The organism is Nocardioides sp. QY071 (assembly GCF_029961765.1).
GTDB lineage: Bacteria > Actinomycetota > Actinomycetes > Propionibacteriales > Nocardioidaceae > Nocardioides.
Genome location: NZ_CP124681.1, coordinates 3,138,194 through 3,159,769 on the forward strand (window position 1 = coordinate 3,138,194; position 21,576 = coordinate 3,159,769).

17 protein-coding genes and 1 tRNA gene are annotated in these 21,576 nt (G+C 71.3%); 6 read left to right on the top strand and 12 right to left on the bottom strand.

Annotated features, from left to right (window positions below; genetic code table 11):
• Positions 1-96: 96 nt before the first annotated feature.
• From QI633_RS15155 to QI633_RS15170, 4 genes are read right to left on the bottom strand one after another with little or no spacing between them, the layout of a single operon-like run.
• Positions 97-228 (bottom strand): hypothetical protein, encoded by a 132-nt coding sequence (locus QI633_RS15155; RefSeq protein WP_260805935.1) that lies wholly within the window; start codon positions 226-228, stop codon positions 97-99.
• Between the two features lie 34 nt (positions 229-262).
• Positions 263-1,960 (bottom strand): hypothetical protein, encoded by a 1,698-nt coding sequence (locus QI633_RS15160; RefSeq protein WP_282426258.1) that lies wholly within the window; start codon positions 1,958-1,960, stop codon positions 263-265.
• Positions 1,957-3,717: a hypothetical protein gene (locus tag QI633_RS15165; protein WP_282426259.1), complete on the bottom strand. Its 1,761-nt coding sequence runs from the start codon at positions 3,715-3,717 to the stop codon at positions 1,957-1,959. Before QI633_RS15165 ends, QI633_RS15160 begins: the two co-directional genes overlap by 4 nt.
• Entirely contained in the window at positions 3,714-7,727 is a 4,014-nt protein-coding gene (locus QI633_RS15170) for an alpha-(1->3)-arabinofuranosyltransferase family protein (protein WP_141798433.1), read from the bottom strand. The genes QI633_RS15165 and QI633_RS15170 overlap by 4 nt, the downstream gene beginning before the upstream one ends.
• A 102-nt stretch (positions 7,728-7,829) precedes the next feature.
• Here QI633_RS15170 and QI633_RS15175 point away from each other — a divergent pair, with 102 nt between their 5' ends.
• Positions 7,830-9,092 (top strand): oligosaccharide flippase family protein, encoded by a 1,263-nt coding sequence (locus tag QI633_RS15175; protein ID WP_282426260.1) that lies wholly within the window; start codon positions 7,830-7,832, stop codon positions 9,090-9,092.
• Between the two features lie 160 nt (positions 9,093-9,252).
• On the opposite strand, the gene polA is transcribed toward QI633_RS15175, so the two are convergent.
• Positions 9,253-11,952 carry a DNA polymerase I gene (gene polA / locus QI633_RS15180; protein WP_282426261.1) on the bottom strand — a complete coding sequence of 900 codons (2,700 nt, stop codon included), beginning with the start codon at positions 11,950-11,952 and terminating at the stop codon, positions 9,253-9,255.
• Positions 11,953-12,005: 53 nt separating this feature from the next.
• Between polA and QI633_RS15185 the strand changes: the two genes are divergently transcribed.
• Positions 12,006-12,431 (top strand): hotdog fold thioesterase, encoded by a 426-nt coding sequence (locus QI633_RS15185; RefSeq protein ID WP_282426262.1) that lies wholly within the window; start codon positions 12,006-12,008, stop codon positions 12,429-12,431.
• A 12-nt stretch (positions 12,432-12,443) separates the two neighbouring features.
• On the opposite strand, the gene QI633_RS15190 is transcribed toward QI633_RS15185, so the two are convergent.
• Positions 12,444-13,022 carry a GNAT family N-acetyltransferase gene (locus QI633_RS15190; protein WP_141798429.1) on the bottom strand — a complete coding sequence of 193 codons (579 nt, stop codon included), beginning with the start codon at positions 13,020-13,022 and terminating at the stop codon, positions 12,444-12,446.
• 200 nt (positions 13,023-13,222) lie between these two features.
• Between QI633_RS15190 and QI633_RS15195 the strand changes: the two genes are divergently transcribed.
• Genes QI633_RS15195 through QI633_RS15205 form a run of 3 tightly spaced genes read left to right on the top strand, consistent with a single transcriptional unit; the run spans position 13,223 to position 15,575 of the window.
• A complete protein-coding gene (locus QI633_RS15195) occupies positions 13,223-14,011 on the top strand; it encodes an ABC transporter substrate-binding protein (protein WP_282426263.1) in 789 nt (262 codons plus the stop codon).
• Positions 14,008-14,817, top strand: coding sequence for an amino acid ABC transporter permease (locus tag QI633_RS15200; protein ID WP_282426264.1), 810 nt, complete (start codon positions 14,008-14,010; stop codon positions 14,815-14,817). The genes QI633_RS15195 and QI633_RS15200 overlap by 4 nt, the downstream gene beginning before the upstream one ends.
• Positions 14,814-15,575, top strand: a complete 762-nt coding sequence (locus QI633_RS15205; RefSeq protein ID WP_282426265.1) for an amino acid ABC transporter ATP-binding protein — start codon at positions 14,814-14,816, stop codon at positions 15,573-15,575. Before QI633_RS15200 ends, QI633_RS15205 begins: the two co-directional genes overlap by 4 nt.
• A gap of 79 nt (positions 15,576-15,654) precedes the next feature.
• On the opposite strand, the gene QI633_RS15210 is transcribed toward QI633_RS15205, so the two are convergent.
• The 6 genes from QI633_RS15210 to QI633_RS15235 form a co-directional block, all read right to left on the bottom strand.
• Positions 15,655-16,380 (bottom strand): ABC transporter ATP-binding protein, encoded by a 726-nt coding sequence (locus tag QI633_RS15210; RefSeq protein ID WP_222117810.1) that lies wholly within the window; start codon positions 16,378-16,380, stop codon positions 15,655-15,657.
• Positions 16,364-17,182, bottom strand: coding sequence for an ABC transporter ATP-binding protein (locus QI633_RS15215; protein ID WP_141798426.1), 819 nt, complete (start codon positions 17,180-17,182; stop codon positions 16,364-16,366). The genes QI633_RS15210 and QI633_RS15215 overlap by 17 nt, the downstream gene beginning before the upstream one ends.
• Positions 17,175-18,380, bottom strand: coding sequence for a branched-chain amino acid ABC transporter permease (locus tag QI633_RS15220; protein ID WP_174245206.1), 1,206 nt, complete (start codon positions 18,378-18,380; stop codon positions 17,175-17,177). The genes QI633_RS15215 and QI633_RS15220 overlap by 8 nt, the downstream gene beginning before the upstream one ends.
• A complete protein-coding gene (locus QI633_RS15225; protein WP_141798425.1) occupies positions 18,380-19,381 on the bottom strand; it encodes a branched-chain amino acid ABC transporter permease in 1,002 nt (333 codons plus the stop codon). Before QI633_RS15225 ends, QI633_RS15220 begins: the two co-directional genes overlap by 1 nt.
• 101 nt (positions 19,382-19,482) lie before the next feature.
• Positions 19,483-20,598, bottom strand: a complete 1,116-nt coding sequence (locus QI633_RS15230) for a branched-chain amino acid ABC transporter substrate-binding protein (RefSeq protein WP_160158226.1) — start codon at positions 20,596-20,598, stop codon at positions 19,483-19,485.
• 201 nt (positions 20,599-20,799) lie between these two features.
• Positions 20,800-21,417: a response regulator gene (locus tag QI633_RS15235; RefSeq protein WP_282426266.1), complete on the bottom strand. Its 618-nt coding sequence runs from the start codon at positions 21,415-21,417 to the stop codon at positions 20,800-20,802.
• Positions 21,418-21,486: 69 nt separating this feature from the next.
• Here QI633_RS15235 and QI633_RS15240 point away from each other — a divergent pair.
• Positions 21,487-21,569, top strand: a tRNA-Leu gene (locus QI633_RS15240).
• The last annotated feature ends 7 nt before the right edge of the window (positions 21,570-21,576 follow it).

Sequence of the window (21,576 nt, forward strand, 5' to 3'; positions counted from 1 at the left end):
CCCAAGCCGTCTGCTCAGCCGTCCCCCTCCCCAGGGACGGTACGACGAACCGCGCCTCGAGCGACCGGGGTCATTCGAGGATGCGGCGAAGGCGCCCTACTTGCTGGCGTAGCTGTAGAGCTTCTCGTTGCTGACGGGCTTGTGCTCACCCTGCGCGGCGTTGACGCCGGCGACGAGGACAGCGGTCGAGGCGAGTGCCCCGACGACAGTGGCGATGATCGTGTTCATGCGACGGTCCCCTCCCAAAGACCGGCACAGAGCATCACACCCCATGACTTTCATGACTGTGATGCCCGTTACTCCCAGACCGGAGTATCCATGCGGCACCGGCCAAAAGCAAAAGAATCGCGGAAGTCAGGCCGATCGACACCAGAACGTGACGCGAACGGTCGTCGTCGCCCGCAATGTCGGCGACCGGCCCGCCGGCGGCGAGGTCGACGAGCATCAGCCCGCCGCCGTCGTACGCGACCCTGCCGGCGGGGACCTCGGGCTCCCCCATCCCCCGCTCCACCAGCACCCAGCGCACACCCTGGGCGCGCAGGGCTCCGGCCGGGTCGGGATCGGCCAGCGCGAGCGCGACCGCGACGACCCGCGGGTCCTCGGCCGGGACGACGCGGTCGGCCAGCAGCACGCGGTCGTCGACCAGCACGGTGCCGGGCAGCAGCCGGGGCGCCGGGTCGAGGACGGCGCGACGGTGGTTCCAGGAGTAGCCACGGTAGGAGCCCTCCCAGGGCAGCACGACAGTGGTGTCGTCCGAGCCGACCAGGTCGGCGACGTCCTCCCACGCCGTCGGGTACGACGAGCGCGGCAGGTCACCCAGCGCGCCCCACGCCAGGCTGGGCAGGAGCAGCAGGGGGGCCACGACGAGCAGCACCACCGCACTCCACAACGCCCCCGTCCCGGGGCGGATCCGGGCCCGCACCGCGCTGACCGCATGGGCCGAGCCGACCGCCAGCACGAGGCCGAGCGGCGCCAGGAAGCGGTGCGAGTCGCGCAGCAGGGCCAGCCCCGGCACGTGGCCGGCGAGTCCCTCCAGCAGGCCGCTGCCACCCGGCAGCGCGGGCAGCAGCGCGAGCACGACGGCCGCGGCGCCGAGGACCGCCCAGCGACGCCGGTCCGTGCCACCGCGCGCCAGCCCGACGCAGGCAACGACGCTGAGCAGGCAGGACAGCAGCACCAGCACGGCGCTGGTGCGCTCCTCGGGGACGATCGAGGTCTTCCAGATGCCGCCGAGGGAGAACACGCTGGCCGCCGTACCGGCCGCGGACTCGGCGCGGGCCGCGAAGCCCGCGAAGACGCCGTCGGTCGACACCCGCACGGTGGAGGCGGTCAGCGCCGGCACGGCCCAGCACAGGTTGGCGGCGAGGGCGAGCAGGCCCACCCACGCCCAGGTACGCCGGTCCCGACCGAGCGCGAGCACGGCCAGGACCCCGACGGCCATCACCCCGCTCGACGGGCTGCAGACCGCGGACAGCACGAGCACGACGGCCGCAGGTGCCCACGCCTGCCGGTCCGCGCGCAGCCGGAGCGCGGCGAGCGCGACCCACGGCAGCAACAGGTAGCCCAGCAGGATCGCCCACTGGCCGATCAGCAGCCGTTCCAGGACCCACGGGTTCCAGCAGAACAGCGTGATCGCGGCAGCGCGGGCGTACCACCGCTGCTCGGCGACGACGCGCGCGATCCCGAGCCCGCCCGCGAGGAACCCGCCGACCAGCAGCAGTCGCTGGACCACGCTGCCCGGCACCACGTGGGTGGCCAGTGAGACCAGCGCGTCCATCGGGACGGCGCGCGGCAGCGAGCCGTCCAGGCCGAGCCATGCGCTCTTCCAGGGCTGGTGGGGCACGAAGACCATGTCGCCGACGAGCCAGTAGCCGCCGCCGACGAGGAGCGGGCCCAACACCAGCGCGGTGACCGCGAGCGTCACCGCCAGGTCGGGGCCGCCCGCGCGACGCAGGCTCACGGCTGCTCCGGGAGGCCGGCGTCGATGTCGGTGATGCAGACCGTCGACCGGCCGTCGCCGCGGAAGGTGAGCGCGTCGACCTCGCCCGCGAGGTCGGGCAGCACCAGCCACATCCGGTTCGGGCCGCGGCTGGCGAGGAAGTCGGTGCTCCATCCGTCCGTCGTGACGCTCAGCGTCGTCTCGTCCGAGGTGAAGTAGGAGACGCGGACGAGCAGCCGACCGTCGACGGGTACGACGAACGGGGCGCGCCGAGACGCACGGCCGACCTCGTAGCCGCACCCGTCGTCGGGTCCGTCCTCGGCGGGGATGATCCCCGCGAGCTCGACCGGCCGCAGGCTGCCGTCGTCGGCGACCACCCGCAGGTGCGCGGACGCCTCGTCGAAGCGCAGGTGCTCGGGCAGGGGCGCGAGGATCCGCGAGAGCTGGGAGTCGGCGCCGACGAGTGGCAGCACGACGTCGGTCGGTGCGAGCCGGTCGAACAGGACGGCCGTCGGGTCGGCGGCGAACTGCGAGCGCAGCGTCGTGACGAAGGCCTTGTCCTCGGTGTTCTGGAAGTGGGGCACGAGCAGGGCGGTGCCGGCCGCCGACGCGGCGCCGTACAGCAGGACGGTGGTGGCGACGACGCCCCCGCGGACCCGCGCGGACGCCGTCTCCAGCAGCCCGAGCCAGGGCCGGGAGCCGCGCAGGCACAGGGCGACGCAGAGCACCGCGGCGTGCACCGTGTCGGAGGAGTAGCGCGGGTCGAGGCCGATGATCGAGCCGAAGCCCGCGCGGCCGGACAGCAGCAGGGCGAGGTCGGCGGCCACATAGGCGACGAGGAACGCCAGGCCCCAGCGACGGGCCGGCCCGCCGCGGACCAGGAGCAGCACCGCTCCGGCCAGCGCGAGCACGAGCGACACCACCACGACCCACACGGCCGGCCGCACCGCGCCGCCGTCGAGCTCGCCGGTCCACGGACCGCCGAACAGGCCGGGGACGATGTTGCGGCCGAGGAACGACCAGGTCACCTCGAGGCGCTGCTTCCAGGTGCTCTCCCCGCCCTCGACGTCGGTCAGCATGCCGTGCGCGACGAGGAAGCCGCCGAGCAGCAGCACCTGCCCGGCCCACAGCCAGCGGAACCGCGTCAGCGCTGCCCGCAGTCGCCGCCAGCCGGTCGCCTCGTCGGCGAGCGCCACCGCGACGCCGTACAGCACCGGAGGGATGAGCACGGCGCGCTCGTGCCAGAGCAGCCCGACAGCCGTCGTGAGCAGGATCGCGAGCACGGCCCACACCGCCCGGGCATCGCCCTGCCGCCAGCGCACCAGCAGCCACACCGCCAGCAGCGAGCAGAGCACGTGGGGCCACAGACCCATCGCCGCACTCCACCACAGCGTCGTGGCGAGGGTGAGCGGGGCCCACGCGAAGACGGCCAGCAGCACCACCCGGCTCCACCGCTCCCCCAGCAGCCGCGTCAGGATCAGCCACATCACGACCGTGGCCGCGGTCTGCAGCAGCAGCACGAAGGTGGCCACGCTCGCCCAGCTGTACGGCGCCAGGTGGGCGAGCAGCCAGTAGGCCAGCTGTTGCAGCGGGTTGACGTGGCCCGCCGTGTCGCGGACCAGGAACTCGGCGCTCAGGTCGGCGGAGGCCGCCCGGCCCGAGAGGTAGAAGTCGTCCTGGTTGAACCACGAGCCCGCCAGGAGCACCGCCCGGCTGACCACCATCGAGAGCAGTACGGCGATCGCCGCCGTCCCCTGCCGTCCGCGCCACGCGCTCATCGCGCCACCTCCGCGCGACGGGTCGGCCGGCCCAGCACGAGGCCCGCGACCAGGCCGACGCCCAGCGCCGCGGCGACGTCGGCGCTGCCGGTCACGAAGCGTCCGCCGTCGAGGGCGTCGAGCAGGCCCGACGCGGACACCAGCACGAGCACCGCCACCGCGGAGCGGGCCGGGTGTCGGGGCAGGAACGCGCCGGCGAGCAGCCCGACGGCGGCCACCGGGCCGAGCAGCACCCCGGCCGCGACGAGGGCGACGCCCCACCACAGCGGGCGGGTGGCGGGCTCGGTCGCCGGCCACGGACGCCGGCGATCGCGCGGGCTGCGCCGTACGAGCACGAGCACGAGGCAGGCAGCGCCCAGCAGCAGCACGCCGCCACTGACGGCCAGGCCGAGGGGGAGCACGACGGCGTACGTCTGCTGGGGTGCGTAGCGCAGTCGGACCGTCGCGGCCTCCTGGCCGGCCGGGAGCAGCCACCCCTGCTGCCAGCCGTCGACGCGGATCGGCTCGAGGCGGCGCCCGTCGAGCTCGGCGACCCAGCCGGGGTTGGCGTTCTCCGGCAGCCACAGCACCGCCGCGGGGCCGCTGCCGACACGGACCGTACGACGATCACGGTCCCAGCGCTGGACGGTGACGTCACGCTCGCGGACGGCCGTGGCCTGCTGCCCGGCCGGCACGAGTGAGACGTCGGCGAGCTCGAACTCACTCGTCGGCGTGGCGTGCAGGTCCTGGGCACCTGAGGGCAGCCGGACCGCGGACGGCTCGCAGCTCTCGAGCTCGAGCGGGGTCCCGTTGACCAGGTCGGCCATGGTCCCGGTGACACGCGTGGCGACCTCGCGGCCGCCGACCTCGATGACCGGCCCGAGCCCGCACAGCGCGCCGGTGGGCGCGTCCCCCACCAGGGGCCGGGTCACGTCGACGCCGGTCAGCTCGATCTCGGGGACCACCACGTGCCCGGCTCCGGGGGCCTTCTCGAAGCGCACCTGCAGCCGGTTGGTGCGGACCGGGTCGATCGGGACCGCGCCGCCGGCGTCGAGCACGACCCGTTGGGTGCGCCGCCCCGAGGTGATGACCGCCGCCACCGGAGTGCCGGCGACCCCGCTCGCCGGGACGCTGATCCCCGTGATGGTGCGGGTGCGGCGCCACTGGAAGGTCAGGGTCGGGTACAGGTCGCTGTCGTCGGAGACCCACGCGGTGCTCGGCTGCCCGTCGTAGGCGAAGCGGCCGGCGACCTTCGGATCTCCGCCGTACGACGAGGTCACCTCGACCGGGGGACGGCGCTCGACCTGGTCGAGCAGCAGCGCGGCCTCGGGGGTGTTCCGTACGACGACGTGCCCGGTGAGCCGGTAGGAGCCGGAGGCCTCGAGGGCGAAGGACCGGTCGATCCCGCCGGCCTCCTCCGGCTGCCGGATCCGGGTCACGTCGCAGTCCGGCACGCTCGGGGTGATGAAGCACGCGCGGCGGCCGGGGACGGTGCTGAAGGCCAGGGCGTCGTCCGGGCCGGCGGTGCCGGGGACCACGAAGGTGCGACGCGGCCGCAGTCCGTCGACGGCGACCTCGCGCAGGCCCACCCGGGCCGAGCGTGCCGCGGTCGCCGCTTCGACGATCCGCACCTCCACCCGGTCGACGCGGCTGCCGTCGAGGCGCACCCGGACCGGCGCGCCTGTGGCGCCGACGCTCGCCCGGACGGTCTGGGTGCCCGCCGCGACCTCGATCGTGCGGATCGGGACGACCTGCGGGTCGTCGGCGACCGGCGTCACGGTCACGGTCCGCACGGCCCGTGGGGCGGCGAGGTCCAGCCGGAGCCACTGCCGCTCGGGGGCGGTCGCCGACGAGGTGACCCACTGCGTGTCGAGGTCGCCGTCGACGGCGGCGTACGGGCCGGACGCGGTGATGACCGGGCCGAAGTTGTCGGCGTACCCCTGCGCCGAGGAGGCCTCCAGTCCCCTCAACCCCGCGTAGCGGGCGACGACCGGCGTGCCGCCGGGCTCGCCCGGGAAGTCGTGGGCGGCCCGTGCGACGCGCCACGGCTCGTCGGCGGTCATCAGCGCGGAGAGACCCTCGTCGTTGCTGCCGAACGCGCGCTCGCGTCGCTGGTCGGTGTCGGTGACGATGTCGGCCGAGCGGTCCCAGCCGGGCTCGCCCTCGAGGACCGTCGGCTGGTCGGCACCGACCAGGCCGGCGCTCTGGGCGAGCAGGCTGCTCTCGGCCGCGCCGCGGACGGTCGCGACGTCGTCGAGCGCGGTCGCCCGGACCACCGGCAGCCGCCGCGGGACCCGGAACACCTCGACCTCCGGCTCGTCGTCGGCGGTGGCGCCGAACGCCGCGACCCGCTGCATCCCGGCCTTCGCCAGCGCGACCGCGGCGCCTCCGGGATGGGGCGAGCGGGTGACCTGGCGCAGCAGGTCGCGCCGGAGCACGACGTGCCCGATGCCTGCGCGGGCCAGCTCGTCGACGAGGGCCGGCGTCACCCGCCCGGTCACGATCGACTGGTCGAGCGCGGAGAGGTAGCGGATGGACTCTCCCGGCACGAGCGGGACCTGGGTGCGGCTGACCATGTCGACCCCGCCGAGGATCGCCAGCGGCTCGTCGAGGGTCCAGCCCCAGGCCTGCTGCGCGAAGCTCGAGCCCGGTACGACGAGGGTGCGGTCGGCCTGCTGCGAGCCCTCGTCGGCCTGCTGGTCGGCGAGGTAGTCCCGCGCCTGCTGCCAGGGCTCGGAGATGTCGGTCCAGCCCGGGGTGCGGGTGTCGGAGCCGAGGAAGGGCTGGCCGAGCACCGCGAGCAGCAGCAGGGGCACCAGGACCAGGCCGCTGCGCCCCGGCTCGAGCCGGGGCCGGCGGGCCACCAGGCGCTCGGCGCCGGCCGCGACCGCCGTACCGAAGCCGAGGGCGAGGGGCAGTCGCACTACCGGGTCGATCTTGTGGACGTTGCGGAAGATCTGCAGCGGGCCGTCGAGCAGGTCGCGGAAGGCGCCGGCGACCGGGGCTCCGGCGACGCCGCCGTGGGCGACGGTCAGGCAGCCCAGGCCGAGCAACGCGGCGAGAAGCAGCGGGCGCCGTACCGGACCCTCGATGAGGGTGAGCCCGGCCAGCCCGACCCCCGCCACGACGGCCGCCACGACGACGAGGACCGGCTCGGTCGCGAGGTCGAAGGCCGCCGGCCACCACGGCCGGTCGCCGGACAGCAGGTAGCCGAGCCACGACGAGTCGCCGCGGGCCGCCTCTGACCAGCCGATCAGCGACGTGGTGTCACTGGCGCTCTCGACGTACTCGAAGAACGGCGGCGCGTACTTGGCCAGCACCGCGAGCGGCAACGCCCACCACAGGCAGGCGGCGCCGACCGCGGCCGCCCAGCCGGCCGCGAAGCGCCACGTGGCGAGCCGGCCGCGCACGCCCCACAGCACGAGGAGGACGGCGAGCGGGAGGCAGGCGGCGGTCTCGACGGCGTTGACGCCGCCCATGCACACGACCGCCGCACCGCTGAGCAGTGCCGCTGCGCGCCCGGAGAGCCGGCCGCGCAGGTGGAGCACGACGGGCAGGACCAGCCACGGCATGACCGCGCCGGGCAGCGACTCGGCCGTCTGGACCGTCACGGTGCCGAGCAGCCGCGGCGAGAGCGCGAAGAAGGCGCCGGCCAGCAGCGCGGGCAGCTCCGCCAGCCCGACCGCACGGCCCACCCGCCGCGCACCCTCGCACGCCAGGACCAGGATCAGGGCGGACCACAGCCGCTGGCTCACCCAGTCGGGCATGCCGAGGAGGTCGCTGAGCCAGAACCAGGTGCCCTGCGGGAAGAGGTAGCCGTAGGCCTGGTTCTGGAACTCGCCGAAGTTGGACTCCGGGTGCCACAGGTTGAAGGCGCCGGACAGGAAGCTGCCGGGGCGCTCGGTCAGCTCCGCGCGGGTGTCGTAGGTGGTGGTGCCGGGCTGCTGCAGGAGCATGAGGACCGTCATGACGGCGTACAGCGCCACCGCGACTCCCGTGCCCCGCACGGCCGGCTCGGATGTCTCCCTCATCCCCCTCCTCCCACAGGTCGCCCGGCGACACTGTAGGAGACAGGACCCCGGCGACGCCGGGTCGGCTTAGGTTCACGCCCACCGGCCCCCTAACCTGCTCTGGTGACGACGACCTCCCGCCCGGCGGGCTCACGCATCTCCCGGCTGCTGCGCAGCAGCGCCGGCATCGCCATCGCGATGGCCGTGATGAACGTCGGTACCTACGGCTTCCAGATCGTCTCCGCGCGGCTGCTCGGTCCCGGCCAGTACGGCGCGCTCGCCGGCGTGATGGCGCTGCTGCTGGTCCTCTCCGTGCTCCAGCTCGGCCTGCAGGCCACCTCGGCGCGACGGATCGCCGCCGACCCCGAGCACGTCGCCGCCGTCGAGGCCGCCGTCCTGCGCACCGGCTGGCGGCTGGCCCTGGTCCTCGGCGCCGTGACCGTCCTGGCCGCACCGCTCGTCACGAAGCTGCTGCGCCTCGACGGGCTGCTGCCCGCCGTCCTGCTCGGCCTGGCGATCGTCCCCGCGACCGTGATGGGCGCCCAGGCCGGCGTGCTGCAGGGCGAACGCCGCTGGCTCCCGCTCAGCCTGGTCTACCTGGCGGTCGGCGTACCCCGTGTCATCCTCGGCATCGGCTTCCTGCTGGTGTGGCGCTCGGAGAGCAGCGCGATGCTCGCCGTGCTCGTCTCGACGTGGATCCCCGTCCTGGTCGGCGCCTGGGCGCTCGGCCGCCATCCGCGGCGCGAGTCCAGCGTGACCGAGACGGAGATCCGGCGCGACGTGCTCCGCGAGACGCTGGGCAGCTCGATCGCGCTGCTGGCCTTCTTCGCCATGGCGAACCTCGACATCGTCGTCGCCCGCAGCATCCTCGGCGAGCACGACGCCGGCCTGTACGCCGGCGGCCTGATCGTCACCAAGGCCGTCCTGTTCCTGCCCCAGTTCGCCGTCGTGGTGCTCTTCCCGTCGATGTCGACCGGCGGCGAGAGCCGCGCTGCGGTCATCAAGGGCCTGGCCTTCCTCGGCTCGCTGGGCGCGCTCGGCGTCGCCGCGACCTATCTGCTGCCCGGCCTCGCGATCATCTTCGTCGGCGGCGCCGACTACGCCGAGGTGCAGGACCGGCTGTGGATGTTCGCCGTCCTCGGCGCCCTGCTCTCGCTGCTGCAGCTGCTGGTGTACGCCGGCCTGGCGACCCGCGGCGTCGCGACCAAGTACGTCGTCGGCATCGGCGTGCTGCTGCTCATCGGCCTCGGCGCCACGGCCTCCAGCGTGACCGGCCTCGCCACGCGGGTCGGCGCGGTCGACCTCGCCGTCCTGCTCGTGCTCGTCGCCCTTCAGGTCGTGCGGCACCGTCGCGACGACGAGGTCACGCCCGCGCCAGCCAGCTAGTGGTCATCCCCGGAAGTTGTGCGGGGGTGGCCAGTGCCCCGGGTGCGTGCATCGCAAGGCGCCGGCGCGCAGCCATACCGGGTCGTCTCGCAAGCGTCGGCAACGCCGCGAAGTGCGTGCCCGGGGTGCAGGACACTCGCAGAACTTCCGGGGATGGCCACTAGTGCGCGGCCTCGTGCCAGGACCGGCCGGTGCCGACGGAGACGTCGAGCGGGACGGTGAGGTCGGCGGCGCCGGCCATCTGCTCGCGGACCAGGGCCTCGAGCGCGTCCTGCTCGCCGTCGGCGACCTCGAACACGAGCTCGTCGTGGACCTGCAGCAGCATCCGTGAGGCCAGCCCGGCCTCCTTCAGCGCGGCGTCGGTGCGCAGCATGGCGACCTTGATCAGGTCGGCGGCCGAGCCCTGGATGGGGGCGTTGAGCGCCATCCGCTCGGCGGCCTCGCGACGCATCCGGTTGTCGCTGGTGAGGTCGGGCAGGTAGCGGCGCCGGCCCATGATGGTCTCGGTGAAGCCGGTGCGGCGGGCCTCGTCGACGACGCCCGCGAGGTAGTCGCGGATGCCGCCGAAGGTCTCGAAGTAGTCGTCCATCAGGGCGCTGGCCTCGCGCGGCTCGATGCCGAGCTGCTGGGACAGCCCGAAGGCGGACAAGCCGTAGGCGAGGCCGTAGTTCATCGCCTTGATCTTGGCGCGCATCTCCGGTGTGACCGCGTCCGACGCGACGTCGAAGACCCGCGAGGCGGTCTCGGCGTGGAAGTCGCGGCCGGAGCGGAACGCCTCGATGAGCAGGTCGTCCTCGGACAGGTGGGCCATGATCCGCATCTCGATCTGGCTGTAGTCGGCGGTCATCAGCGACGCGTAGCCGCTGCCCACGACGAAGCTCTCGCGGATCCGGCGGCCCTCCTCGGTGCGCACCGGGATGTTCTGCAGGTTGGGGTCGGTGCTCGACAGGCGGCCGGTGGCGGCGATGGTCTGGTGGAAGGTGGTGTGGATGCGGCCGTCGGGCTGGACCGTCTTGAGCAGGCCCTCGATGGTCTGCCGCAGGCGGATCACCTCGCGGTGGCGCAGCAGGTGGAGCAGGAACGGGTGCTCGGTCTGGACGAACAGCCACTGCAGCGCGTCGGCGTCGGTCGTGTAGCCGGTCTTGGTGCGCTTGGTCTTCGGCATGTTGAGCTCGTCGAAGAGCACGACCTGCAGCTGCTTGGGTGAGCCGAGGTTGATCTCCTGGCCGATGACCTCGTAGGCCTTCTGGGCCTCACTGCGGACCTCCTCGCCGAAGTGCGCCTCCAGCCCCTCGAGGTGCTCGACATCGATGGCGATGCCGGTGCGCTCCATGGCGGCCAGGACGCCGACGAGTGGCATCTCCACGTCGGTGAGCAGCCCGCGGCCACCGGCCTTCTCGACCTCGTCGGCCAGCTCGGCGGACAGGTCGAGCGCCGCGCGGGCCTGGACCATCGCGCTGGTCGCGACGCCGCCCTGGTCGGCCGCGCCGTCGTCGAAGAGCAGCTCGCCCTGGTCGGGGTCCTGGGCCTGGGCGAGCTCGCGGTGGAGGTAGCGCAGCGAGAGGTCGGCCAGGTCGTAGGAGCGCTGGTCCGGCGCGACGAGGTACGCCGCCAGCGCGGTGTCCTCCGCGACGCCGGCCAGGCTCCAGCCCTGCGCGGCGAGCGCGTGCAGCGGTCCCTTGGCGTCGTGCAGCACCTTGGGGCGCGCCGGGTCGGCCAGCCAGGCCGCGATCGCCGTGTCGTCGGCGGGGCTCATCGCCGCGACGTCGACGTACGCCGCTCGTCCGTCGGCCAGGGCCAGCGCCAGGCCGTCGACGCGACCGGTGCCGCTGCCCCACGTGCCGCGGACCGACAGGCCGATCCTCTCGTCACCGGCCCGCTCCAGCCAGGCGGCAACGGCGTCGGGCGCGAGCGTCGTGCCGTCGAGCTCGACGCCGGTCTCGACCTGGACGTCCTCACCCGGTGCGACGACGTCGAGGATCCGGGTGCGCAGCTCGCCGCGGAACTCCAGCTCGTCGAGCAGCTCGAGCGCCGCGGCGCGGTCCCACTCCTTGAGCACCAGGTCGTCGACGACCACACCGAGGTCGAGGTCGCGCACCAGCGCGTTGAGGCGGCGGTTGCGGATGACGTCGCCGAGGTGCTCGCGGAACGCCTCGCCCTTCTTGCCGGTGATCTTGTCGGCCTGGGCGATGACGTTGTCGAGGCCGTCGTAGGTGTTGATCCACTTCGCGGCGAAGCCCGCGCCGACACCGGGGACCCCGGGCAGGTTGTCGGACTGCTCCCCCACGATCGCGGCCAGCTCGGGATAGCGGTGCGGCGGTACGCCGTACTTCTCCTCGACGAAGGCCGGCGTCATCCGGGACAGGTCGGAGACACCGCGCATCGGGTAGAGGACGGTGGAGCGCTCGGTGACCAGCTGGATGGAGTCGCGGTCGCCGGTGAGGATCAGCACCTCGAGGCCGCTCGTCTCGTCGGCGAGGGCCTGGGTGACCAGGGTCGCGATGATGTCGTCCGCCTCGTAGCCGGGGACCTTGATGAACGGGATCGAGAAGGACGTCAGCATCCGCTCGATCAGCGGCAGCTGGCTGCTGAACTCACCGGGGGTCTTGTTGCGCTTGGCCTTGTACTCGGCGTACTCCTCCGTGCGGAAGGTCTGCCGCGAGACGTCGAACGCGACCGCCACGTGGGTGGGCTGCTCGTCGCGCAGCACGTTGACCAGCATCGAGGTGAACCCGTAGACCGCGTTGGTGTTCTGTCCGGTCGCGGTGGAGAAGTTCTCGACGGGCAGGGCGAAGAAGGCGCGGTAGGCCAGCGAGTGACCGTCCAGGAGAAGGAGTCGCGGGCGAGTCGTCTCCGTCATGTCGTGAGGCACCCGGCGACTCTACCGATGCCCGCCGACTATCGTTTCGGCCCATGACGACCATCGACGAGATCGCCGACTTCATGCGCACCCACATGGGTGCACTCAACGAGCGGATGGGCATCGAGCTCGTCGAGGTCACCGCGGACCGGGTCGTCGCGACGATGCCCGTCGAGGGCAACACCCAGCCCTACGGCCTGCTCCACGGCGGTGCGTCGGTGGTCCTCGCCGAGACCCTCGGATCGGTGGCGGCCGCGATCCACGCCGGCCCGGACCGGTTCGCGGTCGGCACCGACATCAACGCCACCCACCACCGTTCGGCCACGTCCGGTGTCGTCACCGGCGTCGCGACGCCGCTGCACCGCGGCCGGACCATGGCCAGCTTCGAGATCGTCGTCAGCGACGACGCCGGGCGGCGGGTGTGCACCTCGCGGATCACCTGCGCGCTGCTCGAGCGCGATCCCAGCCCCAAGGCCTGAACGCGCTCCCGGTCACTCCGGGAGGACGAGCCGCTCGGTGCGCGCCCGGCGCAGCGAGCGGCGGGCGGCGAGCACCCGGCTGCGGCTCCCGTCGACACCGGTCTGCTGGCGCTGCGGCGAGACCCGGCTGCGCAGCAGCGTGGTCGGGGCGATCCGGTACATCACGACCGGCGCCAGGCCCAGGCGCGCCATGAACCGGTTGGACTCGCGCGAGGAGTGCGGGACCGCGGTGACGACGTGCAGGATGCCGTTGTCCTCCGCGAACGCGGTGGCGGCCTCCATCAGGGCGTGCCCGACGCCGTGGCGCCGGCAGGCGTCGAAGACCCGCGGGTGGATCGACTGGACGCACGGCTCGAGGTTGAGCGGCGAGAGCGTGGTGATCCGCAGGTAGACCGCGCCGGCGACCTTGCCGTCGTACTCGACGACGACGAGGCGCTGCTCCGGCGAGGCCGCGGCGGCCTTGACGATCAGCTCGACGTCGGCGACCTGCTCGGCCGGATCGGCCCGGCGTACTGCGTCGCTCCACAGCTCGGCGAGCACCGGTGCGTCCTCGCGCGTGGCGACGCGCGTCGTCAGCGAGTAGCGACTCATCCCGACCCTGCCCCTCCATGACCCCCACGGCGCAGACCGCTCGGTCCCGAACGGTCAGGCGGAACACTACGCTCACCCGGCCGCGTCGCACAGGGGGACGCCCCATCTGCGTTTTCGGCAAAGGATCAATCTCGGATCCGAGAAATGTGTCCTGCGACACGCCTTCGCGGCGCCGGAAACAGGGGCCTAGAGTGCGGCTCATGCAGAAGTCGCGCATCACCGCCCTCGCCCTGACGGCCCTCGCCACGTTCGCGCTCAGCGCCTGTGGCTCCGAGGACAGCGCCAAGTCCGCCACCGGCGCCGACCTCATCAAGAAGGACACCCTCACCGTCTGCTCGGACGTTCCGTACCCGCCGTTCGAGGATTTCGACAAGTCCAGTGACACCGGCTTCAAGGGCTTCGACGTCGACATCGTCTCCGAGGTCGCCAAGCGCCTCGACCTCAAGCTCACCATCAAGGACTCGTCGTTCGACGCGCTCCAGAGCGGTCAGGCCCTCAACGCCAAGCAGTGCGACCTGGTCGCCTCCGCGATGACGATCACCGACGACCGCAAGAAGAACCTCGACTTCTCCGACGGCTACTACGACTCCAAGCAGTCGCTGCTCGTCGCAGCCGACAGCAAGATCGCCTCCATCGGCGACCTCAAGGACGTGAAGCTCGGCGTCCAGCGCGGCACCACCGGCAAGACGTACGCCGAGGAGAACGCCAAGGGCGCCAAGATCTCCACCTTCCCGAGCGACGCCGAGATGTACCAGGCGATCAAGGCCGGCCAGGTCGACGCCCTGCTGCAGGACCTCCCGGTCAACCTCGACCACACCACCGACGGTGCCTTCAAGGTCGTCGAGACCTACGACACCGACGAGGAGTACGGCTTCGCCATCAAGAAGGGCAACAGCCAGCTGGTCAAGGACATCGACGGTGCGCTCGAGGAGATGCACTCCGACGGCACCTACGACACCATCTACAACAAGTACTTCGAGGTGAAGTGAAGCGCACCACACAGCGCCGGCTGACGATCTGGAGCCTCAACCTCGGCGTGCTCGTCGTCGTCGTCGCGCTGGCCGCGCTCGCCGACTGGGACCAGATCCACCACAACTTCTGGAACTCCGGCGGCGTCGACGGCTGGTCGGCCGGCAACTGGGCCGACCTGGTCACCATCGGTGCGGTCAACACGGTCAAGTACACCGCGATCGCGTTCGTCGGCGGCCTGGTCCTGGCGCTCGCCCTGTCCCTGATGCGGCTCTCGCCGGTCGCGACGCTGCGCTGGCTCGCGACGGTGTACGTCGAGTTCTTCCGCGGCCTGCCGGCGCTGATCGTGATCTTGTTCATGGCGTTCGGCCTGCCGATCGCCATCGGCTGGACGCCCCCGGGCGGGCCCGCCGGGGCCGGCCTGATCGCGCTGATCATGGTCGCCGGCGCCTACATGTCCGAGACGCTGCGGGCGGGCATCCAGGCCGTGCCGAAGGGCCAGACCGAGGCGGCCCGCTCGCTCGGCATGAGCGGGACTGCCACCTTGTTCAAGGTGGTGCTCCCCCAGGCGTTCCGGGTCGTCATCCCACCGCTGACCAACGAGTTCGTCCTGCTGATCAAGGACACGGCCCTGCTCTCGGTCGCCGGGGCCACCTTCGACAGCCGCGAGCTCACCAACGTCGCCAACGACTTCACCACGTCGGGTCCCTCGACCGGCACCTCGACCAGCCTGATCCAGGCGGCCCTGCTCTACCTGGTCATCACGATCCCGATCACCCAGCTCGTGGCCTGGCAGGAGCGCCGGCAGAGGAAGGCGACCCGATGAACTCCCCCACCCTCGCCAACGGCGAGCCGATGCCGGCGATCGCGGTCCGTGGCCTGCACAAGTACTACGGCAACCACGAGGTGCTCAAGGGCATCGACTTCTTCGTCGACGCCGGCCAGGTCGTCTGCGTGATCGGCCCCTCCGGGTCCGGGAAGTCGACGCTGCTGCGCTGCGTCAACCGGCTCGAGGAGCCCACCTCCGGCGAGATCCTGATCGAGGGTGTCGACATCTGCGACCCCGAGACGGACCTCGACGAGATGCGCTCGCGGATCGGCATGGTCTTCCAGCAGTTCAACCTGTTCCCGCACCTGTCGGTCCTCAAGAACCTGACCCTGGCCCAGCGCAACGTGCGGGGCCGGAGCAAGGACCAGGCGGTCCAGATCGCTCGTCAGAACCTGGAGAAGGTCGGGCTCTCGGACAAGGAGTCGGCCTACCCCGCCCACCTCTCGGGTGGTCAGCAGCAGCGAGTCGCGATCGCCCGGGCGCTGTCGATGGAGCCCGACATGATGCTCTTCGACGAGCCCACCAGCGCCCTCGACCCCGAGCTGGTCGGCGACGTCCTCGGCGTCATGAAGGAGCTCGCGCAGGAGGGCATGACCATGATGGTCGTCACCCACGAGATGGGCTTCGCCCGCGAGGTCGGCGACAAGCTGGTCTTCATGGACGGCGGGGTCGTCGTCGAGGAGGGCCTGCCCGCCGAGGTGCTGTCCAACCCCCAGCACGAGCGGACCCAGTCCTTCCTCTCGAAGGTCCTCTGAGCCGATTCGTCACGCAGTACGACGAAGGGGCCCCGGCATCGCGCCGGGGCCCCTTCGTCGTCCTGCGTGCCGGATCGGCTCAGACGTCGCCTCCGAGGTAGGCGGCCTTGACCGCCGGGTCGACGGCCAGGTCGGCGCCCGCCCCGGACCGGACGATCTCGCCGGTCTCGAGGATGTGGGCGTCGTGCGAGCGCTTGAGCGCCTGGGCGGCGTTCTGCTCCACGAGCAGAACCGTGGTGCCCTGCTCGTTGATCTCCGTGATGATCGTGAAGATCTGCTGGATCAGCTTGGGCGCCAGGCCCATCGAGGGCTCGTCGAGCAGCAGCAGCTTGGGCCGGGACATGAGTGCACGCCCGATCGCCAGCATCTGCTGCTCACCGCCGGACATGCTGCCGGCTGCCTGCTTCTCGCGCTCCTTCAACCGGGGGAACAGCGTGAAGACCCGGTCCAGGTCCTCCCGGTAGGCCGCGGTCTTGCGGTCCTTGCGCAGGAAGGCACCCATGTCGAGGTTCTCGCTCACGGTCATGCCAGGGAAGCAGCCGCGCCCCTCGGGCGACTGGCTGATCCCCCGCTTCACCCGCTCGTACGGCGGGAGCTGGGTGATGTCCTCGCCCTGGAACCGGACCGCACCACCGCGCACCTTTCGCAGCCCCGAGACCGTCTTCAGCGTGGTCGTCTTGCCGGCGCCGTTGGCTCCGACCAGCGAGGTGACCGTGCCTTCGGGCACCGAGAAGCTGATGCCACGGATGGCCTCGATGTGGCCGTAGTTGACCTGCAGGTCGTCAACCTCAAGAAGCATCTTCATCCACTCCCAGGTAGGCGGCGATGACCGCCGGGTTGTCGCGGATCTCGGCAGGGACGCCCTCCGCGATCTTGCGGCCGAACTCGAGCACCACGATCCGGTCGGTGACGCCCATGACCAGGCGCATGTCGTGCTCGATCAGCAGCACGGTGTAGCCCTCGTCGCGCACCTTGCGGATCAGCTCCATGAGCTTGACCTTCTCGGCGGGGTTGAAGCCGGCCGCCGGCTCGTCGAGGCACAGCAGCTTCGGACCGGTGCCCATCGCCCGGGCGATCTCGAGGCGCCGCTGGTCGCCGTACGACAGGTTGGCGGCGAGCTCGTCGTGCCGGGCGGTGATGCCGACCAGGTGAAGCAGCTCCTTGGCCCGCTCCCGCGAGGCGCCCTCGGTGCGGCGGTGACGGGGGGTGCGCAGCAGCGCGTCGAAGAAGCCGACCTTGCTGTGGGCGTCGGTGCCGACCATGACGTTCTCGAGCACTGTCATCGACTTGAACAGCCGGATGTTCTGGAACGTCCGGGCCAGGCCGAGGCGGGTGATCTTGTGCTTCTTCATCTTCGCCAGCACATTGCCGTCGAAGCGCACCTGCCCCGAGGTCGGCCGGTAGACGCCCGTCATCACGTTGAAGCAGGTGGTCTTGCCGGCGCCGTTCGGGCCGATCAGGCCGAGGATCTCGCCCTCGCGGATCTCGAAGCTGACGTCGTCGAGCGCTGTCAGGCCGCCGAACCGCAGGGTGACGTGGTCGACCTCGAGCAGAGCCCTGCGCTCCCCCGGCATCGCCGTCGTCTGGTCAGTCGTCTGCTCAGGCATTGGCGTCCTCCTCCAGCTCGCCCTCTTCGAGTGCCTCGATCTCCGCTTCCATCGCCTTCGCCCGCCTCGTACGGCGTGGCGGCAACAGGCCCTCCGGCCGCAGCACCGCGAGCACGGTGAGTGCGAGGCCGAAGATCAGCAGGCGGTAGTCGTTGATGTCGCGGAACCGCTCGGGCAGGTAGGCCACCAGCGCACCACCGGCGATCGCTCCCCATCGGTTGCCTGAGCCGCCCAGGATGACCGCCGCGACGAAGAGCATCGAGAGCAGCAGCGGGAAGCTCTGCGGGTTGATGTAGCCGCCTTGGCTGCTGGCGTAGAACGACCCCGAGAGGCCACCGATGGCGGCACCGAGGGCGAACGCCATCAGCTTGTACTTGAAGGTCGGCACGCCCATCAGCTCGGCCGCGTCCTCGTCCTCGCGGGTCGCCTCCCAGGCCCGACCGACCCGGCTGGCCTTGACCAGCCGGTCGCCGATCAGCACCAGGATCAGCACCGTGAGCAGCAGCCAGTAGTAGGGGATCGCGTCCTGCGAGCCGAAGATCAGGAAGGAGGTCGGGTGGTCGTGGTCGAGGTGCGGGACCAGGCCGTCCCACTCCAGCCGCGGGATCTGGAACAGCCCGCGCTCGCTCGGGTCGACGAACGGGCCCTCGGGGTTCGGTCCGATGTTCGGCGGGTGCGGGATGTCCTTGATGCCGGAAGCGGCACCGAGCCACTCGACGTTGGTCACGACGATCCGGATGATCTCACCGAAGCCGAGCGTCACGATGGCGAGGTAGTCACCGCGCACGCGCAGCGTCGGGGCGCCGAGGATCACGCCGGTGACCATGGTGACGGCCACCGCCACGGGCAGCGCCAGCAGGAACGGCCAGCTGCCGTGGTAGACGGTCAGCACACCGGTCGTGTAGGCGCCGACGCAGTAGAAGCCGACGTAGCCGAGGTCGAGCAGGCCGGCGTACCCGATCACGATGTTGAGACCCAGCGCGACCAGCGCGAACGCGATCACCTGGAACATCACGCCACCGAAGTCGATGCCGCCGGTGGTCAACAGCGGAGGCCGCAGCAGCGGCAGCGCGTAGAAGAACAGCACGAACAGCAGCAGGAACCCCAGCTTGACCGGCGTCGGCTTCCTGTTGAAGCCGTCGACCACGCCGTCCCACTTCTGCCCGATGCCCCGCAGGGCGTCACCGATGGAGCTCATCACGCACGCGCCTTTCCGAGGGCCTCGCCCAGCAGGCCGGAGGGCCTGACGAGCAGGATCAGGACGAGGAGCACGAACGCCACCACGTCCTTCCACTCCGAGCCGAAGATCGCGGACCCGTAGCTCTCGGCGACGCCGAGCACCAGGCCGCCGAGGAGGGCACCCCGCAGGTTGCCGATGCCGCCGAGGACGGCGGCAGTGAAGGCCTTGACACCGAGCAGGAAGCCGGCGTTCTGGCGGGTCGAGCCGATCTTCATCATGTACAGGGCGGCCGCCGCACCGGCCATCAGGCCTCCGATCAGGAAGGTGACCTGGATGACCCGGTTGGAGTTCACCCCCATCAGGGCCGCGGACTCCGGGTCCTGCGCGACGGCACGGATGCCGCGGCCGAACCGGGTCCGCCGCACGAAGGTGTCGAGCGCGACCATCATCAAGATGGCGGCGACGATGATGACCAGGTCGACGTCGGTCAGCGTGTAGTTGCCGACGTCGAAGAGGCCCTTGGGCTGGATCGTGACCGGGTTCGAGTACACGTCGCGCGCCTTGGCGACGTAGTCGGACAGGTTGTCGTCGAGGTGCACCCAGCCGGCGAACCGGTCACGCAGGCCCATCGCCTCGGCGAGAGCGAAGGACGCTCCGATCGCCGAGATGAGGGCGATGAGCTTGGGGGCACCCTTGTTGATGAGTGGTCGGTAGGCCACGCGTTCGAGGAGGAGCGCGATGGCGGCCGACAGGATCATGGCGGCGACCAGCGCCACCAACAAGAGGGGCAAGGCCTTGCCCAGGCTCCAGGTCACCGAGTCGGTGCCGTGGAAGAGCACGAAGACCCAGGCGACGGCGAAGGTGCCGTACATGAAGACTTCGGAGTGTGCGAAGTTGATCAGCTGCAGGACGCCGTAGACCATCGTGTAGCCGAGGGCGACCAACGCGTAGATCGCGCCGAACACCAGGCCACCGATCGTGAACGCCGGCAGGTTGTTGATGAGAACGTCGAAGTGCAAGGGGTCCCCCCTGGTCGCCGGTCTTGACTCGACTGCGGCCGGGGGGCGGTGGCCCCCCGGCCGCAGCTCAGCGGATGACGCGTGTGGTCACCCGCCGACGATCACTTGATCGCCTCCGGGTTCTCGAGGTCGAGCTTGCCGCCCTTGACGAAGTACGCGTAGATCGTCGAGGAGGTGATGTCACCCTTGTCGTCGAACGCGATCGGGCCACTGGCGCCCTCACCGTCGTACTTGCCGATGAAGTCGTTGACCTCCTCTGCGGTGGCTGCGCCGTCCTTGACCGCGGCGAGGAAGATGTTCGCCGCGTCGTAGGCCTGGGTGGAGTACAGACCGGAGTCGGCACCGACGACGGCCTTGTACTTGTCGTTGAAGTCGGCCGGGGCCGGGGCGGCCGGAGCGGAGAGGACCGCGCCCTCGGCCGCGTCGGCGCCCGCCGCCTTCACGAACGCCGGGTCCTCCGAGCCGTCGCCCGACATGAAGGTGCCGGTGAAGCCGCCCTGGCGCAGCTGCTTGACCAGCAGGCCCGCCTCGGCGTAGTAGCCGCCGTAGAAGACCGCGTCGGCGCCCGAGGCCTTGATCTGGGTGACGACCGCGGACATGTCGGTCTGGCCCACGGTGATCTGGTCCTCGCCGACCTTCGCGTCGCCGAGGCCCTCCTTGACGTAGCCCGCCAGGCCCTTGCTGTAGTCCTGGCCGTCGTCGACGACGAACACCTTGGTGGCACCGACGGTCTCGGTGAGGTACTTGGAGTCGGCCTTGCCCTGCGCCTCGTCGTTGCCGATGACGCGGTGCCAGGTGATCCAGTCCTGCTGGGTGATGGTCACGTTGGTGGCCGACGCGGAGATCGACGGCAGGCCGGCCTCGTAGAACGTCTTGCCGGTCGCGAGCGACTCACCGGAGAAGCCGGGGCCGACGAGGCCGAAGATCGAGTCGTCGTTGATGATCTGGGTGGCGAGGCCCGGAGCGACCTTCGGGTCACCCTGGGAGTCGAACTCCTTGACGCCGATCTTGCAGTCGGCGTTCGCCTTGTTGTACTCGTCGAGCGCGAGCTTCACGCCACCGAGCATGTTCTGGCCGAGAGCAGCCGCGTCGCCCGTGAGGGCGCCGAGGAACGCGATGTTCTTGCCGCAGAGGTCGCCGCCACCCTTGGCGCCCTTGTCGCCGTCCCCGCTGTCATCGGACCCACAGGCCGTGACGGTCAGGCTGAGGGCCAGCACCGCAGCCCCGACACCGAATACCTTGTTTCGCCTCAAGAGACCTCTCCCGCTTCCTCATCGGCCGGGGACGGCGCGGTGCCACCCCGGAGTTGTCCTGCCGCGGGAACCTACACCGGCGCACGGGTCGGTGGAAGCAACTCGGTGGCCCAGGTCACAAATCATGACGAATCTGTTACCTGGACGACCCGAACGTCGGACGATTTACGGAGCGGGCGTGCCGGGGACGCCGTGGGCGACCACCCCGTCGGCCACCTCGCGCATCGACATGCGCAGGTCCATGGCCGTCTTCTGGATCCACCGGAAGGCCTCGGACTCCGAGAGCGAGAGCTGCTCCTGGAGGATGCCCTTCGCCCGGTCGACCGCCTTGCGGGTCTCGAGCCGCTCGGTCAGGTCGCTGACCTCGTTCTCGAGCTGGCGGATCTCCGCGAACCGGCTCACCGCCATCTCGATCGCCGGCACGAGGTCGGACTGCGAGAACGGCTTGACGAGGTACGACATCGCGCCCGCCTCCCGCGCCCGCTCCACCAGGTCGCGCTGCGAGAACGCCGTCAGCATGACCACCGGCGCGATCCGCTGGCCCGCGATCGCCTCGGCCGCCGCGATCCCGTCGAGCACCGGCATCTTCACGTCGAGGATGACCAGGTCGGGCCGCAGCTCCTCGGCCAGCTCGATCGCCTTCTGCCCGTCGCCGGCCTGCCCCACGACGTCGTACCCCTCCTCGGCCAGCATCTCGGCGAGGTCCATCCGGATCAGGGTCTCGTCCTCGGCGATGACCACGGTGCGGGGCTGCGGCTGCTCGTTCGGGGCGGTCTCGGTCACGGGGTCAGGCTATCGGGCCGGGCGGTGCAGGGGCGGCGGAGTGTCTCGGCTACCGTTTCTCCTGACCTGGCCGGGTTGGCGGAACGGCAGACGCGATGGTCTCAAACACCATTGTCCGAAAGGGCGTGTGGGTTCGAATCCCACACCCGGCACCCCATC

What these genes read in the sequence shown, in the direction of transcription:
- QI633_RS15155 (WP_260805935.1), bottom strand. Translation starts at nt 228, where the DNA reads ATGAACACGATCATCGCCACTGTCGTCGGGGCACTCGCCTCGACCGCT.
- QI633_RS15165 (WP_282426259.1), bottom strand. Translation starts at nt 3,717, where the DNA reads ATGAGCGCGTGGCGCGGACGGCAGGGGACGGCGGCGATCGCCGTACTG.
- QI633_RS15170 (WP_141798433.1), bottom strand. Translation starts at nt 7,727, where the DNA reads ATGAGGGAGACATCCGAGCCGGCCGTGCGGGGCACGGGAGTCGCGGTG.
- polA (WP_282426261.1), bottom strand. Translation starts at nt 11,952, where the DNA reads ATGACGGAGACGACTCGCCCGCGACTCCTTCTCCTGGACGGTCACTCG.
- QI633_RS15185 (WP_282426262.1), top strand. Translation starts at nt 12,006, where the DNA reads ATGACGACCATCGACGAGATCGCCGACTTCATGCGCACCCACATGGGT.
- QI633_RS15190 (WP_141798429.1), bottom strand. Translation starts at nt 13,022, where the DNA reads ATGAGTCGCTACTCGCTGACGACGCGCGTCGCCACGCGCGAGGACGCA.
- QI633_RS15195 (WP_282426263.1), top strand. Translation starts at nt 13,223, where the DNA reads ATGCAGAAGTCGCGCATCACCGCCCTCGCCCTGACGGCCCTCGCCACG.
- QI633_RS15205 (WP_282426265.1), top strand. Translation starts at nt 14,814, where the DNA reads ATGAACTCCCCCACCCTCGCCAACGGCGAGCCGATGCCGGCGATCGCG.
- QI633_RS15210 (WP_222117810.1), bottom strand. Translation starts at nt 16,380, where the DNA reads ATGAAGATGCTTCTTGAGGTTGACGACCTGCAGGTCAACTACGGCCAC.
- QI633_RS15215 (WP_141798426.1), bottom strand. Translation starts at nt 17,182, where the DNA reads ATGCCTGAGCAGACGACTGACCAGACGACGGCGATGCCGGGGGAGCGC.
- QI633_RS15220 (WP_174245206.1), bottom strand. Translation starts at nt 18,380, where the DNA reads ATGAGCTCCATCGGTGACGCCCTGCGGGGCATCGGGCAGAAGTGGGAC.